The organism is Nonomuraea wenchangensis, assembly GCF_900111685.1.
Taxonomy (GTDB): Bacteria; Actinomycetota; Actinomycetes; order Streptosporangiales; family Streptosporangiaceae; genus Nonomuraea; species Nonomuraea wenchangensis.
In genome coordinates this window covers 1-17,390 of sequence record NZ_FOHX01000004.1, presented here as the reverse complement: position 1 = coordinate 17,390, position 17,390 = coordinate 1, and the positions used below count along the sequence as shown (strand labels likewise).

Sequence of the window (17,390 nt, the reverse complement as noted above, 5' to 3'; positions counted from 1 at the left end):
AAAGCAGAATCCCGGGCGGCCTCGCCGCTCGGGACACTGATCATTTTACACCCGGTCGCAGGCGTCCACAGCTCTCTTGAGCCGTCGTTCGATCACCCGCGGGTGGCGGCCGAGCGAGGACCGGGCCTCCGCCAGGGCGACGACGGCCTGGCCCATCGCCTCGCTCTGCCAGGCGGCCGGCGGGCGGGCGACGGCGAACAGGCGCTCGCAGAGGCCGGCGATCCGCGCGTACCACGCCAGGGTGGCAGCCGGCTGGGCCTCCGGCGCCACCGGTCCCGCGTCCGACGGGAACGTGCTCGCCTCGACGAGGTCGCGCAGGGGCGCGGACTCGTCCTCCAGCGACTCCTGGAAGGCCAGCACCTGGTCCAGCAGGTCCCTGCCCCGGTCGTCCACCCGGTCGTCCGCGCCGTGGTCGCCGCGCAGCTTCTCGACGGTCGCGTCCACGACCTCGCGCAGGTCCGCGCGCAGCACCCGCCGGGACAGCAGCGCGACGGTGGCCTCCTCGCCGTCCTTGAGCTCGCGCTTGAGCTCCACGCACGCGCGGGCGGTCCTGATGAGGTCGCGGGCGTGGCCGCCGGACCAGGCGTGACAGAACAGCATGAACACGGTGGAGAAGTCCCGCGCCCGCCGGGACAGCAGCGTCTGCGACTCCTTCATGGACAGCGGGCCGACGCCGATGATGGTGTCGAACGCCGAGTCGAACACGTCCCGCACCGGCACCCCCCGCGCGGCGAAGTTGTGCATGGCGTCCGTGGAGACCGAGAGGACGAAGTGCGCCTTGGCGACGTGGAACAGGTCCTTGAGCCCGTTGATCGCTTCGACGGCCTCGGCCGGGTTCGCCAGCTTGTCCAGCTCGTCCACGCAGATGACCACGGGCTTGTTGCTGAGCGCGAGCAGCTGGTCGATGAACTGCCGCAGCGCCTGGACCGACTCGGCGTGGGTGATCTCCCGCTCGGTCCTGGAGAGCTTGCCGCCGCCGTCGAAGCCGGTGCCGCCTATCTTGAGCGCGGTGCTCGCGCTCCGCTCGACCGTCGTGGACCAGCGCAGGAACTCCAGTTGCTGCAAGCAGAGCTCACGGACGGTCCGGGGCGGGACCGTCAGTCTCGTCCGGGTCTGGAACAGGACCCAGCCCCGGCTGAGCATGAACCCGATGATCAGGGCGCCCAGGACGACCGCGGCGAAGCCCGTCCAGCCGAGGTCGAGCGCGTCCGGCACGGGACGGTTCTTGTCGTAGATCCATAACGTGATCATGAAGAACAGCACCACGGACGCGAGCAGCGTCCGCAGCACCACGCGAAGCGTCGGCGCCACCATGCGGTGACGGATGAGCGCCGCCTCGCCGGGTTTGAGCCCAACCTGTGCCAGCTCGTTGTGGATGAGGCGGGTGAACTCCACGGCGGAGTACTGCACTGGCGCGCTGACCAGGGCTACGTGGCAGTCCAGCTCCTTGTCCAGCCTTAGCTGCCGCATCAGGGTCGTCTTGCCGGAGCCGCGCGCGCCCGCCAGGCCGACGGCGGAGGACTCGTGCTCGCCGATGAAGGTGCGCAGCCGTTCGTAGGTGCGCGACGGGATGGTGTCCTGAAGGTGGAGCTCCACCAGCGCGGGAGCCTCGGACGTGCGCAGCGTGCCGCCCCAGCGCACCTCGTCGTCCTGCAGCTCGCTGATGACGAGCCGGATGAGGGCGCGCAGCGGCGCCAGCAGCGCCGTCCGCAGCTCGCGGGCGGCGTTCACGCCGCGCCGCCGGATCGCGACCCAGCGCGCGGCGACAGCGATCGTCCCGAGCACGGCCAGGCCGGACGCGAACGTGACGTTGGCCGTGCGCGACGCGAAGGGCATGCCGTCGCTCCACAAGGCGGCCCCGGCGATGAAGAGGACCGCCGCCAGGAGGGCGAGGGCGGCGACGACCCAGAAACGGCGCATCGCGCGGCGGGCCTCGTCGACCACCGCGATCTCCTCGCTCAGCAGCGTGGAGAGCTGACCGGATCTCAGCCGGACCTTGTCGAGTATCTCGCGATGGAGGCCCGCGTCGTACTCCATCTCGGCGTCGTTCTCCAGCAGTTCGCGTGCGACCTGCTCCAACTCCTCGGAGGACAGCCGGTCGTTCTTGCCATCCATCGCCACCCCCACCGGCGTGATCGGTAACACCGATTTGGGTCACCACAAATGCAGATGCGAGTCGGAGGACAAAAGACGTTTCGTACGCCTTAAATTTTCTCCTCCAGAGACTTCTAACGCTAGACATAGCATGATAGAAGACTTTCTTGGATGATTACGGCATTACCCAGCCGGTTTTCGAGCCACGCTACCTCCAGGCAAACTACGGATTCGACTGGAGGCGGCAACAGGTTACGGGAGATCATGACCGCGTACGAAGATGGCCCTTGGGTCGGTCTCCGGCCTTTCGGCAGGCAGGACTACGCCAGGTTCTTCGGACGCGACGCCGAGAAGCGCGCGGTGGCCGAGCTCTGGACCAGGCATCGGCTGACCCTGCTGGTCGGCGACTCCGGCGTGGGGAAGACGTCCCTGCTGCATGCCGGGGCGGCTCCGTACGCGGTCGCGAGCGGGGCGCAGGTGGTGCCCGTAGGCGACCTCAGCTATCGCAGGTCCCTGCCCGCCCCTCTGATCACGGCCCGCGGCCGTCCCCTCTTCGCGCTCCTGTCCTCATGGCAGCCCGCGGAGGACCCCACCCGCAGCATCGGGCTGACGATCCAGGAGTTCTTCAAGCGCAAGATCGGCAAGGCGGGGCGCGGCACGCCGCTCCTGGTGGCCATCGACGGCGCCGAGCGGATGCTCCGTCGCCCGACCGCCGCTGAGCCGGAGCACCGCCGCCTGCGCGCGGAGCTGGAAGCCGCTCTGCGGGCGTTCCCGGACGTCCATCTGCTGCTCGCGATCCGGCCGGACGCCGTCAAGGCGGCGCTCGATCTCTGTGTGGCGCTCAACGAAACCCCCGCGCGGTACGACCTGTCGCCTCTCGACCGGCCGTCCGCGATCGAAGCGCTCACTCGCCCCCTGCTCGGCACCCCTCTGCAGTTCGACCATCAAGTGGCGGAGCAGTTGGTCGACGTCCTGAAGGTCGAGCACGGCACGCCGGGCGGCCCGCGCGTGGAGCCCGTCCTGCTGCAGATGCTGTGCGCCGAACTCTTGGCCGGCCTGCACGGCGGCGGGACGTTGTCCGCCGCCGCCAAGAGGGTGCTCGACGACGTGGACGCCACACTGGCCGACTTCTGCACCCGAACGCTGTATACGCTGACCAGCGACCACGGGCTGCCGACCTGCGAGATCGGCGGGTGGATGCGGCGGACCTTCACCAGGTCACCCGACGAGACGTCCCCGCACGAAGCCGTGCCGGCGCCCCGGAGCGCCCGACCGAAGGAGGTCACAGACGCGGTGGTCCGCGCGGTGGAGGACCGGCACCTGCTGAAGTACTGTCGACTGCCGGACGAGGACGGTCTTCAGCTTCAGCATCCGCTCCTGGCGCGGGCTCTCCAGCGGCTCGGCGAGTCACCCGTGGCGCAGCCCGAGCCCACCGCCGACGACCTGCTACGCGAAGCGGAGGAGGCGATGACCGCGAGCAATCCGAAGCTCGCGGAGAAGTACGCGCGAGCGGCGCTCGCCGCGGCAGGGAAGGCACGCAGCGATGCTCATGTCTCCGCCCGGATCACTCTCGGTGATGCCGCTTACATGCTGGGGGATCACAGCGCGGCATGCCAGGCCTACGAGAAGGCGCTGGAGATCGAACTGCTGGTGGACGCCGGGTCTCCCACTGTCACGTACTTGTACGCCGCGATTGCCCGTCTCCACCTGCTCCAGGGGGACATGGAACGCGCGCTCGGCGTCGCCCGCGCCAGCCGGGTGAACCAGACGGCGGAGCTCATCGCCAGGTTGGAGGTGGCGCAGTCCTTCTGGCGAACGAACCGGCATCAGGCGGCGGTCAAGGAACTGAACGTCATACTGGAGCGAGACCCGACGCATTGCGAGGCCTTGCGCATCCGCGGAGAGATCTACGCGGACTGGGGCAAGTCACAACAAGCGGTGCGCGACCTGAGCAGTGTCGCCATCTCCGCGCCGCCGTCAGCCCGTGCGGCGTACATCCTGGCGGCCAACGTCCCCGTCACGCGGGGGGAGATCGAAGATCTTCGCGAGGAGGGGCGCTCTCATGGCCTGGTCCTGCTGTACCTCGCTCAGACGACGCACAGGAACGGCAACCGCGACCTCGCGGCGGAACTCGCCGAGGAAGCCCTCCTTGCGAGGAATCCATGCCTGTCGAGCCACCATCGGCGGCAGGCCGAGAAAATCATAAGGAAGCAGTGATAAAGGGCGTTTTATGCCCAGTTGTGGAGATATGTCTCAATCGCCGGCGAGAGGAACCGAGTTACTGAACCGGGCGATAGGGTCGGCGTCACGGCGGTCGGGCGACATCAGGCTTCTCATCGCCCAAGCGAAGACAGAGTCGTCGAGCTCATCAAGATCACGGAGAGACAGATCCGAACAATCAAGCAGCTGACCTGCTAGCTCGCTCTTCTGCAACTCCATGGCCGACTCCCAGCTCGATGCACCCTGGTCCAGTGTCCGGGCCAGCATACAAGGTACGTGTCCACCTCGGGTAATAGGGGCGACTCGACAGACCATACTTTGGGAAGGGTTACCGTTCCGAGACGCGAATACCCTGCCGCTGCCTTAGGCTGAGGAGCCCTTGCTAGCTCTCTATATCTATGCGATGAGTTGGATATGAAGTGGCTTGGTACGGGTGAGCCATTGACTGTATCGACACGTTGTTCAACGTTGGGATTGCAATCCGCGATCCGGAGGTGGCCTTATGACCGGTACCCACCCGAGTGAAGTACGACGGTCGGCCCCCCAGGTGTGGGGCAAGATCCCGCCTCGGAACAAGAACTTCACCGGCCGGAAAGAGCTGCTCGAGAAACTGCGCGCCGGGATGACCGCCGGCACCAGCGGTCAGGTCACGGTCGTGCTCCCCCAAGTGCTTCCCCACGCCCTTCACGGCCTGGGAGGCGTGGGCAAGACACAGATGGCGGTGGAGTACGCCTACAGGTACGGCAACGAGTACGACCTCGTGTGGTGGATTTCCGCCGACCAGCGGGTGCTCATCCGCTCGTCGCTGGCGACCCTGGCCCCCCATCTCGATCTGCCGACGGCAGCGACGATCGGGGTCGAGGATGCCGCCAACGCCGCGCTGGACGCTCTGCGGCGCGGCGAGCCGTACGACCGTTGGCTGCTGATCTTCGACAACGCCGACGAGCCGGAGGAGATCAGGGACGTCATCCCGGACGGGCCGGGACACGTGCTCATCACCTCCCGTAATCACCGATGGGAGGACGTCGTCGAAGCCGTACCGGTCGACGTCTTCACCCGCGAGGAGAGCATCGCCTTCCTCAGCAAGCGCGTCCGCAGAGCGATCGCACCCGAGGACGCCGATCGGCTCGCCGAGCAGCTGGGAGATCTTCCCCTGGCGCTGGAACAGGCCGGCGCGCTCCAGGCCGAGACGGGCATGCGCGTCGACGAGTACATCGAGCTGCTGAACGAGCACACCGCCCAGCTCCTCGACGAGGGCAGGCCGACGGAATACCCGATCTCGATGACGGCGGCCTGGAACCTGTCGGTGAGCAGGCTGAGCGAGCGGCGCCCCGAAGCCATCCACCTGCTGCGGTGCTGCGCGTTCTTCGGCCCTGAGCCGATCCCGCGCGATGTGTTCAGCCAGCGCGTCCGCGGCCTGAGCCCGCAGCTCACCGAGCTGCTCGCCAACCCGATCAAGCTGAGCCGGTCGGTGGGAGAACTCGGCCGTTTCGCTCTCGCGCGCGTCGATCCGGGCAACCGGACCATCCAGGTGCACCGACTGATCCAAGCCCTCGTACGCGACGAACTCGAACCCGAGGAGAGAACTCAGCAGCTCAATGACGTCCACCGCCTGCTGACCGGTCACCAGCTTGGCAACCCGGAAGAGTCGGTCAACTGGGGCCGTTACAGCAGCATCCTGGGGCACATCGTGCCCTCCCGGGTCCAGGAGAGCCGCGACGTGCAGGTCCGTGATCTTGCCCTGAACCTGGCACGCTACCTGTACATGTCAGGTGACGAATATGCCCAGGAGTTCGTCAACCTCTTCATCAGCCAGTGGGAGAAGGACTCCGGCCCACTCGACCCCCACGTGCTCAGGGCATATCGGGAGCTGGGCAACATCCTGCGTCAGCTGGGCAAGTACAACGAGGTCTACGAGCTCAACCAGAAGACTCTCTCCAAGATGCAGCAAGCGGGAACTCGCGACGACGAACTGCTGCTCCTGGTCAGCGGCATCGGCGGCGATCTGCGCGCGCGAGGAGACTTCGACGCGGCCCTGCAGCACGACGAGGAATCGGTACGCCGCCATGAGGCCGCCTTCGGCCCGGACGACCCGCGGACCCTGCGCGCAAAGAACAACCTGGGCCTGGACTACAGCCTCACGGGCAGCTTCCAGCGGGCGCGAGAGCTACACGAAATCGCTTTTATCGGACTCCAGGACGCCCAGGCGGGCGCGGCGACCGTCCTGCTCCACTGGAACGCGCTCGCCCGCTCTGTCCGCCTCACCGGCGACTACGCCGAAGCGAGCGACCTGGGCGAGGAGGCTCTCGCCTACGGCCTTGAATACCTCGGCGGCGAGCACCCCGCCTACCTCTCGACTGCCAAGGACCTCTCCATCGCCCTGCGGCGGCTCGGCGAGCTCGAAAGGGCGCTGGACATGTGCACCGAGGTGCACGGCCGCTACGTACGAAGGTACGGTCTCGACCATCCCGATACACTCGCCGCCGCGATGTCGCTCGCCAACGTGCAGCGCAACAACGGCCAAGAACAGGAAGGGCTGAAGCTGGCGGCCGACACCGTCGCCCGTTACCCGCGGGTGTACGGCACCAACCACCCGTACATCCTCGCCTGCACGGGCAACCTGGCGCTCCTGCACCGCACCTGCCAGGACCCGGAGAGAGCGCGCGCCCTCAACGAACAGACCCTGGACGCGATCGAGCAGCATCTGGGGCGCGACCACCACTACTACCTGACCGTGGCGACCAACCTGGCCAGCGACCTCGCCGCGCTCGGTCACCACGACGCGGCCGTCGAACGAGGCCGCGACACTCACCGCCGGCTGACGGAGCTCGTCGGCCCGAGCCATCCGGTGGCGCTCGCCTGCGCCGCCAACCTCGCCGCCGACCTCAGACAGCTCGGCACGTCAGAAGCCCTGGCCGAGGCGGAGAGGCTGCGCGAGGACACTCACGACCGGTACGCGCAACAGCTCGGTCTCGAACACCCCGACGCCATCGCCTTCCTGGAGGAACGGCACCTGGACCTCGACTTCGACCCACCACCGATCTGATCCGGCGCCGGGTGCCCTGGAGCTACGAGTCGGTGAGTGACGGCACCGGGTGGGACGGCGGCTCACCGTTGCGCTCGCGCCACCCGGCCAGGTGCCATCCGGCCGAGCGGCGTGCCCGGCGAGCGGCTTCGGCCGGGACGTTCTTCTCGCCCATCGCGGCCACCGTGTCTGCCATCTCGGCAGTGAACAGCTCACCCTCTCGGGTGAGCCGACCGCTTGCCCGCAGCGTGCGGATCACCGCCTCCGTGCCGTCGCGCCACAGAGTGAACTCCGTATGGGCACGGAGCAGCAGCTCCTCCGGATGCGGCTCATGGCGTTCGACCTCCCAGAACGCGGCGATGCCCAAGTGCGCGTAGGCGCCCTGAAGCAGGCCGCCCAGCGGGCGCGGATCATTCCGCCACGGGGCGTAGTAGCGGCCGCCGTGGTCCGGCTCCGTCAGCGGGATCAGGTCCAGCAGGCCGCTCAGCTTCGCGTGCTGGGACTCGTGCGCCAGGGTCACCGCGAACGAGTGCGGATCCGGCTGCATCGAGATGCCGATGTTGCCAAGGGCCAGTTTGGACGTGGCACTCGCGGTGCCGTGGTCCGGCTCTATCAGCGGCGTCAGCACCGTGACCACGGCGTCGATCTCCTCAGCCGCCAGCGGATGCCGTTCGACGAGGATCTCCCAGGCGGGTTGGAGAATCATGGCCCATCGCCGCAGGTCGGTCTCGCTCAGCCGCTCCTCCGTCCGCTGCGCGCCCGGCATCCGGCCGGGATCGACGTCGTCCACGACGAACTCGACCGCCACCCCGCGATGCTCGGCGCGGATCCGGCGCAGCCCCTCCCACGAGGGGTCATCGCCGACGCGTACGGTGACGCCGCCCACGCTGATCTCCGCCTCGCCGTCCGCGGTCAGTACGACGGCGGTCCGCTCCCCGCCGGGCACCAGCGCCCGCCCCAGCGAAGGGAGCACGACCGCGCCGTCCAGCACGGGCACCTCGACGGTCGCGGTGCGCCCGGCCCGGATCGCCGCGACCGCCGCCAGTGACGCCATCGCCGCCGGATCCTGCCAGGCGGCCGGCGGCGCCTCGCCCGCGAGGGCCTGGAGCGTACGCAGCCCCCAGGACCCGACGGTCGGGTAGCGGAGCAGCGCCCGCGTGACCTCCGGCGCGGCCTCCTGGATGTCGGCGAGCAGGTCGTAGGCCCGCCGGACCCGCGCGGCGACGTCCTCGGGGGCCAGGTCGCGGACCCCGCGCAGGAGCAGCAGGCGTTTGCTGTCCTGCGCCGCCCACAGGCGGCCGACGGCGTCACGGCCGCCCCCGCCCGAGGCGAGCTCGGCGAACACCTCTTTGGGCAGCATGTGCGGGGTCAGCCTCATGACGTGGAGTGGCCTCTCTGCGGATCGGTGAGCTGCGCGGACGCCTGACGGCGCCGGCGGCGCTCGCGTACGGCGGCGAGGTCGTCGCTCACGGCGTGCTGGACGTGCTTGATGAGCCGGAAGAGGTCGCGGCAGTAGACGCTGGGATTGGCGAACCCGGTGCCCGGACGGTAGCGATGGGGGTAGAGCCCGGCCCCGCACACCCGTCTGATCTCGCACGCCTGGCACTCCGGCGCGAGCGCGCGCTCGCCGATCTGCCGGGCGGCGATCGTCGGCAGCATGAGCGCGGTGTCGAAGGCGTCGGCGTCGCCGACGTGCAGCGGCGTCCGGGTGGCTCCGTCGTAGGCCGACTTGAGGCTGTCGACCTGCTCGATGCCGCCGTCGGTCTCGATCACGACGACGGCGACCGCGGAGAGCCCGACGGTCTCGCTGCGCGAGGGGCGGCCGAGCAGCAGCCGGATGATCTCGTCGAACAGCCGCAGCCGCGTCTCCCGTTCGGGCGCGTGGTACCAGCGGTCGAAGACGGCGACGAGCCAGTCGCCGTAGGGGGTGTCCGCGCTGTCCGGCCGGCGGCCCGGCGGCGGGGTCTCCCACGTGCCGTGCGGCAGCAGGAGGTCCACCGCCGGCGGCCCGTACGCGAGCAGCGCCTCGTACGTGCCCACCGGATCGTTGCGCAGGTCGACGGTGCACAGCAGCCCGCTGAACAGGTGGCGGTAGGCGGGGGAGACGAGCCTGGTCAGCCCGGCGTCGACCCGGTCGAAGCTGCCCTGACCGGCCGGTCCGCGGCGGTGGCGGTCGTTGGCCTCGCGGTCGCCGTCGAGGCTGACCGCGACGAGGACGCCGAGCTCGTCGAACAGCTCCAGGAAGGCGGGATCGAGCAGCACGCCGTTGGTCTGCACCTGGACGTTCACCGTCACGCCGGGATCGACCGCGGCGCGCACGGCGTTGACCGCGTAGCGGAGGCGGTCGACGCCGGCGAGCAGAGGTTCGCCGCCGTGCAGGATCACCTCGACCTGGGACAGACGGTTCATCCTGGCGTGCTCGGCTATCCGGGTCGCGGCCGCGTCGATCGTGGCCTGCGACATGCGCCGGGGCTGACGCCGCCAGCCCTGGTCGGCCATCTCGTACATGTAGCAGTAGGTGCAGGCGAGGTTGCACCTACTGTGGATCTTGAGGACGAACTGCTGGAAGGGCGTCGGGCGCCAGCCGCTCTCCAGCAGAGCGCCGATGTCCAGCCCCGAGGGCCATTCGGGCCGCGTCTCTTCGGACTGCGAACTCACGCCCACCCTTTCCCTGGGGAGCTTCGAGCACCTGCGGAACGCCGCGATCCTAGCGCTCACGGGCAGGCGTCGGGGCCCTTACACGCGGGCCGTGTCAAGCCCTTGACGGCGGGGCTTTTCGCCACACCTGTCACATAGCTACGATCGAGCACCAATCCGAAGTGTGAGGAGAGTCCGGCACGTGGCTGAATTAGGCAGGGCCGGCGCGCGCCGGCTCCCTCTGCGTACGGTCCTGCTCATCATCGTCTTCGTGCCGAGTCTGACCTTCACCCCGCTGCTGGCCTCGGGCATGTACCAGCTCTCCTCCCAGTGGCGGGCGGAGCGGGCCCAGCTCGACCTCGCGACCGAGACCGTCGGCAGACCCACGGGGGCCCTGTTCCTCAACCTGCAGAAGGAGCGCAGGCTCACCGCCGAGCTGCAGGCCGCCGCCGAGCCGGGCGTCCGCGCCCAGCTTGTCAAGCAGCGGGCGGCGACCGACGAGTCCGTACGCGCCTTCCGCGCGCTCACCGGCCTGGACTTCGCCAACGCTCAGGAGGGGCTGGCCGAGGCGGTCGCCGGCGCCGACCGCGTGCTCGGCTCCCTTGGCGCGGAGCGGCGGGCCGTGGACACCGGCACGTCCACGGCGAGGAAGGCGTTCGACTACTACAGCGGCCTCCTGCAGGCGGACCTCGGCGTGCTCACCGCGCTCGGCCACACCGACGAGGGCCAGGTGAACAGCCGCTCGGAGATCATGATCGACCTGTTCTGGGTCGTGGACACGATCGGCCGCGAGGACGCCGTGCTGGCCCGCGCCTGGAAGACGGGCCGGCTGACCAGGGACGAGTACGCCGTCGTCACCGGCGCGGTCGGGACCCGTAAGCATCTCCTGGAGTCCAGGATCATGCCCGCGCTCACCGGCGACGAGCTGCGGCACCGCTCACTGATGACGAGCCCGGCGTGGAACGCCATGGTGGCCCAGGAAGCGCGCCTGGCCACCGGCGGCGACGACACGAGCGGCCAGGTGGCGGTGCGCGGCGACGCGGCCGGCTGGCGTACGTCGGCCGACGCCGTCACCGCCCAGGTGATGGACCTCCTCGCCCTCCGGCTGGAGAACGTCCGCGAGGTCGGCTACGGCCACGCCCGCATGCTGTTCGTGGTCTTCATCAGCATCAGCAGCGTCGGCCTGCTCGCGCTGGGCCTGGTCATCTTCACGAGCTGGCGGCTCACCTCCGTCCTGCGGCGGCGCATCCTCCGCCTGCGCGAGGAGGCCCAGGAGCTCCAGGAGCGCCTGCCCGAGGTGGTCGCCCGGCTGGAGCGCGGCGAGGACGTCGACGTGGACGCCGAGGTCCATCTGGTCGAGCCCACCCCCGACGAGCTCGGCGAGCTGGGGGAGGCGCTCAACCTGGCCAGCCGCAGCGCGATCGTGACCGCCGTCCGGCAGGCCGAGCAGCACCGCGGCTTCCAGCGCATGCTGCAGCGGATCGCCCGGCGTACGCAGATCCTCATCGGACTCCAGCTCAAGAAGCTCGACGAGCTGGAGCGCAGGCACGAGGACCCGGAGATCCTGGAGGGCCTGTTCGACCTGGACCACCTCACCGCCCGGCTGCGCCGCTACGAGGAGAACCTGGTCATCCTCGGCGGCGGGCAGCCGCAGCGCCGCTGGCGCCGGCCGGTGCAACTGCTCGACGTGCTGCGGGCCGCGCAGGGCGAGGTGCAGGACTACCGGCGGATCACGATCGACGTCGAGGGCGAGCCCTGGGTGGCCGAGCGCGCGGTCGGGCCGCTGGTCCACGTCCTCGCGGAGCTGATGGAGAACGCCACCGCCTTCTCCAAGCCGCTGACGCCCGTCGAGGTGCGGGCCTCGCCGGTCAGCCGCGGCGTCGCGGTCGAGATCGAGGACCGCGGCCTCGGCATGGAGCCCGAGCAGTACGCCGCCGCCAACGCCCTGATGAAGTCGCCGCCGCAGCTCGACGTGATGACGCACGCCGACGACGTACGCCTCGGCCTGTACGTCGTCGCCCGGCTCTCCGCGGGCCTCGGCCTGCGGGTGGAGTTCCGGCCGTCGGCGTTCGGCGGCGCCCGGGTCATCGTGCTGGTGCCGGAGACGCTGGTGGTGGAGCGGCCACAGGAGAGCGCCGAGCCGGCCGAGCCCGAGCCCCGCCCGGCGGCGACCGGCCCCCGGGCCCGCCCCCAGGACGAGGCCGCGCGGGAGGACGCGGCTGTCGGGAGCGGCGGCCTGCCGAGCCGTACCAGGGGCCGCGCGCTGGCGAACGTGGCGGCCTCGCCCGTGCCCCCACCGCCCGGCCCGGATTCGGACCCGGACTCCGGCTCGGGCTCGGCCCGCCGTCCGCTGCCGCAGCGCGTACGCCAGGCCAATCTGGCCGACGAGCTCAGGACACCGGCCACCCCGGACCCGAACGAATCAGACGAACAGCAGCTTTGGGCCTGGGGCGACCGACCCAGCCGATCCGGCGCCGCGATCGGCGCCTTCCAGAGGCAGTCCCGCCTGCGCCGCGGCGACGACGACACCTCACCGCACCGGCCGAACGGATCCCCCGGCCCCGGCTCCCCTACGACGGAAGATCGATGATGACGCAGCGAACCACCGCCACCAACGCCGACCTGGACTGGCTGCTGGACGGCCTGGTCGATCGAGTCGCGGGCACCCGGCACGCCATCGTGCTGTCCGACGACGGCCTGGTGATCAGCCGCTCCCGGTCCATCCAGCGGGCGGACGCCGAGCGCCTCGCCGCCATCGCCACCGGCCAGCAGAGCCTCGCCCGCGGCGTCGGGCAGCTCTTCAGCGGCGGCCCCGTGCATCAGGTCATCATCGAGATGGCCGAGCTGTGGCTGTTCATCACGGCGGCGGGACGCGGCACGCACCTCGCCGTGGTCGCCTCCCAGGAGGTCGACGCCGAGCTGATGAGCGTCGCCATGCACACCCTGATCCAGCAGGTCGGCCAGAAGCTCGGCACCGACGCCCGCGCTCCGGAGGCCCGCGACATCGGGGGCCACGGATGAAACACTGGACGGAGGGTTTCGACGACGACGACGCCGACGAAACCCTCGTCCGCCCCTACACGATCACCGGCGGGCGCACCACTCCCGAACGGGACGACCTCGCGCTGATCACCCTGGTGACGACGGTGTCCGACGCCTTCCCCGAGCCCGGCCGCGGCCCGCGCCGGCTCCAGCCGGAGCACCGCCGGATCGCCGTCCTGTGCCGCCGGCCGATGGCGGTGGCCGAGGTGGCCGCCGCGCTCGACCTGCCGGTGTCCGTCACCAAGATCCTCATTGGCGATCTGATCGAGACCGGGCAACTGCGCGCCCGGCCTCCCATGGCCTTCGCGCACGCGAACGGCCTTCCCGACATGGAAATCCTCAAGGCGGTGCGGGATGGGTTACGCGAACTCTGACCACGGGGACACCGCTCCCCTGGCAGTGAAGATCCTCGTCGCCGGCGGTTTCGGGGTCGGCAAGACGACCCTGGTCGGCGCGGTGAGCGAGGTCGCGCCCCTGCGCACGGAGGAGTACCTGACCCACGCCAGCGTCGGCGTCGACGACCTGGACGGGCTCAACGGCAAGACGAGCACCACCGTCGCACTGGACTTCGGCCGCATCACGATCAGCCGCGAGGTGGTCCTCTACCTGTTCGGCACGCCCGGCCAGGAGCGGTTCTGGTTCATGTGGAACGACCTCGTCAACGGCGCGATGGGCGCGGTCGTCCTGGTGGACACCCGGCGGCTGGACGTGAGCTTCGCCTCGATCGACTTCTTCGAGAGCCGCCGCATCCCGTTCGTCGTGGGCGTGAACTGCTTCCACGGCGTCAGGGACCGCGCGCCGGAGGAGATCCGCAAGGCGCTCGACCTCGACCCGCAGGTGCCGCTCGTGCTGTGCGACGCCCGCGACCGGAGGGCGAGCCGTGACGTGCTGCTCGCGCTCGTGGACCACCTGATGGCGGCGCACTCCCGGCAGGCGACGCCGGGCTCCTAGCCGTACCGGCCGGCCTTGGAGCGACTAGCCGTACCGGCCGCGCGAAGGGGCCTCGACGGCGGCGGCGAGGTCGGCGGCGAGCGGCGCGAGGTCGGCCGGGCGCAGCGTGGAGACGGTGACGCGGATCGCCGGCGGTGTGCGCACCCGGTTGCGCGCTCCCGGCGCGGCGGCCCAGCCCCGGGCCAGCAGGCGGGTGATCGCGGCGGACTCGTCCGCGACGGGCACCCACACGTTGAGCCCGGTCCGGCCGTGCGCCCGCACGCCCCGCCCGGCCAGCGCCGTGACCAGGCCGTCCCGCCGCTCCCGGTACGACGCCGCCACGGCTGCCGTGTCCACAGCCCCCGTACGCCAGAGATGCGCCACCGCCCGCTGCAACAGGTGGCTCACCCAGCCGACGGCCAGCCGCTGCCGCCCGCGCAGCCGGTCCAGTGTGGCCCGGTCGCCGGTGACCGGAGCCAGCCGCAGGTCAGGGCCGAACGCCTTGGCCGTCGAACGCACCAGCACCCATCGCGTGGTGACCCCGGCCAGCGGGTGCAGGGGCACGTCCACGAAGCCGTCGCCGTGGTCGTCCTCGACGAGCAGCACGTCCGGGTGGGCGGCCAGCAGCTCGCGCAGGGCGGCGGCGCGGGCGGCGGTGACGGCGGCGCCGGTCGGGTTCTGGGCGCGGGCGGTGACCACGACGGCCCGTACGCCGGCCCGCAGCGCCCGGCCGAGGTCGTCGGGGAGCGGCCCTTCGTCGTCCACGCCCACCGGCACCGGCCGCAGGCCGAGCACCGCGACCAGGTCGAGCAGCGACGACCAGCCCGGGTCCTCGACGGCGATCGGGTCGCCGGGGCGCAGGGCGGTGGCGAGGACCCGTTCGACGGCGTCGAGGGTGCCCGAGGTGATCGCCAGCTCGCCGGGCGGCACGCCGTCGCGGCGCAGCCGGGCGGCGGCCAGGGCGAGCAGGTCGGCGTCGTCGTGGGTGCCGTACATCGCGGGCCGCTCCTCATGGGCGCGGGCGGCGGCGGCGAGCGCGTCGTGCAGGGGCGGCAGCAGGGACGCGTCGGGATTGCCCTGGGACAGATCGCGTACGCCCGGCGGCACCTCGATGCGGATGTCCTCGCGGGAGGTGCTGGCCGGGCGCGGCCGGACGCGGGTGCCGCGCCGCCCGGCGGTCTCGACCACGCCGCGCTCGCGCAGCAGCCGGTAGGCCGCCGCCGCCGTGCTGGGGCTGACCCGGGCCTGCCGCGCCAGCTCGCGGATCGGGGGGAGCGGCGCGCCCGGCGACAGCCGTCCCTCGGAGACGGCGGTCTCGACCCCGGCGGCCAACTCACTGGCCGTCTCGCCGACGATCCGATATTTTTCTAGCACAAAAGTCATTATGTACTAATACAAAGGAGTTTGGGTGCTCATTCATCCTTGGGACGCGGCCCTCGACGCGGACGAGTGGCGGTCCTGGCTGCGTACGCGCGACTTCGGCCTGCTGACCGCGAACGGCGTGCGGGGCGGCCCGCCCGTGGTGGTGCCGACCCACTTCCTCCTGGAGGCCGGGGAGGAGATCGTGCTGCACCTGGCCCGGCCCAACCCGATCTGGGCGGCGCTGGAGGCCAACCCGGCCGTCGTGATGAGCGTGCACGACGACTACGCCTTCATCCCGTCCACCTGGCGCGCGGACTCCCCCGGCACCGGCGTCCCGACCAGCTACTACGCCTCGGTCCAGCTCACCTGCACGGCCCGGATCGTGGACGACAAGGAGGGCAAGGCCGACATCCTGCGCCGCCAGCTCGCCCACCACGAGCCGGACGGCGGCTACGGCGTGGTCGCCGCCGACGAGGGGCCGTACCGGAAGATGTTGTCGGCCATCCGGGGACTACGGCTTCAGGTGACAGGCGTCCGGGCCAAGTTCAAGTACGACAGCCACAAGCCGGTCGAGCTCCGCGAGCGGGTCGCCGCCGGGCTGGCCGAGCGCGACCTGCCGGGCGACGCGGGCGCGCGGGCGCACCAGCTCAGGAGGATGGGCGCGCAGTAGGGTGAGCTTTCCCACACACTGTGGATAACTCACCCTTCCTGTGGATAACCACTCCCCGTAACGCCGCATCCCCAGCCAACCCCCCACCCCGGCCCACCGCACCCAAAACCGGCTCCGCACGCACGTCCTCCCAGTACAGACCGGACGTGTGGCTATCCACAGGATGATCGGCACACCGCGCCGAACCCCTTTCCACGCCGCACTTTCCGGGCAAGCTCGTCCGTACACAGCCTGTGGACGACGCCCGCCTGCCTACTCCACCCACCACCACCCGTCACCCAGATCCCGGACCGGCCGCCCCATGTCTCCCTCCGCCGTCGGCACGAGCCGATCCGCACCCGGCGACGGCCCGAGGTACGCGATCCCCGCACCGCTCTCCGCCCGCCACTCGTCCACGAGAACCGGCAGATAAAGCCCGCGATCCAGCACCCGGCCCTCCCCGCCGACCGACACGTACGCCATCCACCAGGGCGGCTCGATCGGCCGGCCGTCCCGGTATCCGGCGGCCAGCTCGGCGAACGTGTCCCGCCGCGCCCACACGACGCCGTCGACGAACGCGGCCCGCCAATCCACCGCCCACACCCCGGCCCCCACCACGCTCGCGACGACCAGCACCACCGCCGCCCGCGCGTACGCCCGCACGGACAGGCGCAGCAGGACCGCGATGAAGGTCCACAAGCCGCCCCACATCCAGCCGAACGCCACGACGAGCAGCGCCCCGAACCACCCCATCTCCCGGTGGAGGGGAATCTGCAGCCAGCTCGCCGCGACCAGGAACACCCATCCCAGTACGGCCATGAGAACGGACATCCGCACGACCGGATCGTCCCAGCCCCGCTTCCTCTCGCACCACCGTCTGATCAGGACTTTCACCGCCTCCGCACCGAACCCGCACATCCGGATTCTCGATTTGAGGGTTGACAAGCGCACCCTCATCCGTCATCCTGAAGATGCGACCGGCTGGATGGGTCTGCGTTAGCGTGGACAAAATTGGACTGAGCGAGTACGCTCATGCTTCCACGCTCCCCTTGTGACGCCTCGTGCTGCCCGCTCGCATCCCGAGGTCGTCTGGCGTGCGTGTAGTCAGTCCGCCGCGAGCCCTCGGAAGGACATCTGTTGGCAGCCTCGCGCAACGCCTCCGCCGTACCCGCTGGTCCCCGTCGCGTGTCTTTCGCGCGTATCCAGGAGCCGCTCGAAGTTCCTGACCTTCTCGCTCTGCAGACCGAGTCTTTCGACTGGCTGCTCGGCAACGACAAGTGGAAGGCCCGGGTAGAGGCGGCTCGCCAGGCCGGGCGCAGGGACGTCCCGACCCAGTCGGGCCTCGAAGAGATCTTCGAAGAGATCAGTCCGATCGAGGACTTCTCGGGGACCATGTCCTTGTCGTTCCGCGATCACCGGTTCGAGCCGCCG

Annotated in this window: 14 protein-coding genes; 8 read left to right on the top strand and 6 right to left on the bottom strand. The window is 70.4% G+C overall.

All coding sequences use genetic code 11. The features are described from left to right. Nucleotides 1–45: 45 nt before the first annotated feature. Nucleotides 46–2,145 carry a P-loop NTPase fold protein gene (locus BMW85_RS12395; protein WP_143082241.1) on the bottom strand — a complete coding sequence of 700 codons (2,100 nt, stop codon included), beginning with the start codon at nucleotides 2,143–2,145 and terminating at the stop codon, nucleotides 46–48. A 213-nt stretch (nucleotides 2,146–2,358) separates the two neighbouring features. On the opposite strand from BMW85_RS12395, the gene BMW85_RS12390 reads away from it, so the two are divergent. After that, nucleotides 2,359–4,311, top strand: a complete 1,953-nt coding sequence (locus BMW85_RS12390) for a tetratricopeptide repeat protein (protein ID WP_091080789.1) — start codon at nucleotides 2,359–2,361, stop codon at nucleotides 4,309–4,311. Nucleotides 4,312–4,347: 36 nt separating this feature from the next. Here BMW85_RS12390 and BMW85_RS12385 read toward each other — a convergent pair whose 3' ends face one another. Then, entirely contained in the window at nucleotides 4,348–4,533 is a 186-nt protein-coding gene (locus BMW85_RS12385) for an FxSxx-COOH-like cyclophane-containing RiPP peptide (RefSeq protein WP_143082240.1), read from the bottom strand. A 283-nt stretch (nucleotides 4,534–4,816) separates the two neighbouring features. On the opposite strand from BMW85_RS12385, the gene fxsT reads away from it, so the two are divergent. Beyond that, nucleotides 4,817–7,360, top strand: a complete 2,544-nt coding sequence (gene fxsT, locus BMW85_RS12380; protein WP_245774752.1) for an FxSxx-COOH system tetratricopeptide repeat protein — start codon at nucleotides 4,817–4,819, stop codon at nucleotides 7,358–7,360. A 22-nt stretch (nucleotides 7,361–7,382) separates the two neighbouring features. Here the strand turns inward: fxsT and BMW85_RS12375 are convergent, their stop codons facing one another. Continuing rightward, on the bottom strand, nucleotides 7,383–8,717 hold the full coding sequence (locus BMW85_RS12375) for an HEXXH motif domain-containing protein (protein ID WP_245774751.1): 1,335 nt from the start codon (nucleotides 8,715–8,717) through the stop codon (nucleotides 7,383–7,385). Beyond that, complete coding sequence (locus BMW85_RS12370; protein ID WP_091080780.1) at nucleotides 8,714–9,997, bottom strand: FxsB family cyclophane-forming radical SAM/SPASM peptide maturase; 1,284 nt, start codon at nucleotides 9,995–9,997, stop codon at nucleotides 8,714–8,716. Before BMW85_RS12370 ends, BMW85_RS12375 begins: the two co-directional genes overlap by 4 nt. A gap of 181 nt (nucleotides 9,998–10,178) precedes the next feature. Between BMW85_RS12370 and BMW85_RS12365 the strand changes: the two genes are divergently transcribed. From BMW85_RS12365 to BMW85_RS12350, 4 genes are read left to right on the top strand one after another with little or no spacing between them, the layout of a single operon-like run. Then, nucleotides 10,179–12,566, top strand: coding sequence for a sensor histidine kinase (locus tag BMW85_RS12365; protein WP_245774750.1), 2,388 nt, complete (start codon nucleotides 10,179–10,181; stop codon nucleotides 12,564–12,566). Beyond that, a complete protein-coding gene (locus BMW85_RS12360; protein WP_091080779.1) occupies nucleotides 12,566–12,997 on the top strand; it encodes a roadblock/LC7 domain-containing protein in 432 nt (143 codons plus the stop codon). Before BMW85_RS12365 ends, BMW85_RS12360 begins: the two co-directional genes overlap by 1 nt. Continuing rightward, nucleotides 12,994–13,392, top strand: a complete 399-nt coding sequence (locus BMW85_RS12355; protein ID WP_091080776.1) for a DUF742 domain-containing protein — start codon at nucleotides 12,994–12,996, stop codon at nucleotides 13,390–13,392. Before BMW85_RS12360 ends, BMW85_RS12355 begins: the two co-directional genes overlap by 4 nt. After that, nucleotides 13,373–13,969, top strand: coding sequence for a GTP-binding protein (locus tag BMW85_RS12350; RefSeq protein WP_091080775.1), 597 nt, complete (start codon nucleotides 13,373–13,375; stop codon nucleotides 13,967–13,969). Before BMW85_RS12355 ends, BMW85_RS12350 begins: the two co-directional genes overlap by 20 nt. A gap of 24 nt (nucleotides 13,970–13,993) precedes the next feature. On the opposite strand, the gene BMW85_RS12345 is transcribed toward BMW85_RS12350, so the two are convergent. Continuing rightward, complete coding sequence (locus BMW85_RS12345; protein ID WP_245774749.1) at nucleotides 13,994–15,331, bottom strand: aminotransferase class I/II-fold pyridoxal phosphate-dependent enzyme; 1,338 nt, start codon at nucleotides 15,329–15,331, stop codon at nucleotides 13,994–13,996. 25 nt (nucleotides 15,332–15,356) lie between these two features. On the opposite strand from BMW85_RS12345, the gene BMW85_RS12340 reads away from it, so the two are divergent. After that, nucleotides 15,357–15,980, top strand: a complete 624-nt coding sequence (locus BMW85_RS12340; protein WP_091080769.1) for an FMN-binding negative transcriptional regulator — start codon at nucleotides 15,357–15,359, stop codon at nucleotides 15,978–15,980. 252 nt (nucleotides 15,981–16,232) lie between these two features. Here BMW85_RS12340 and BMW85_RS12335 read toward each other — a convergent pair whose 3' ends face one another. Further along, nucleotides 16,233–16,790: a hypothetical protein gene (locus BMW85_RS12335; RefSeq protein ID WP_143082239.1), complete on the bottom strand. Its 558-nt coding sequence runs from the start codon at nucleotides 16,788–16,790 to the stop codon at nucleotides 16,233–16,235. A 306-nt stretch (nucleotides 16,791–17,096) separates the two neighbouring features. On the opposite strand from BMW85_RS12335, the gene BMW85_RS12330 reads away from it, so the two are divergent. Next, the coding region (locus BMW85_RS12330) for a hypothetical protein (RefSeq protein WP_143082238.1) at nucleotides 17,097–17,390 on the top strand (294 nt) is incomplete at its 3' end.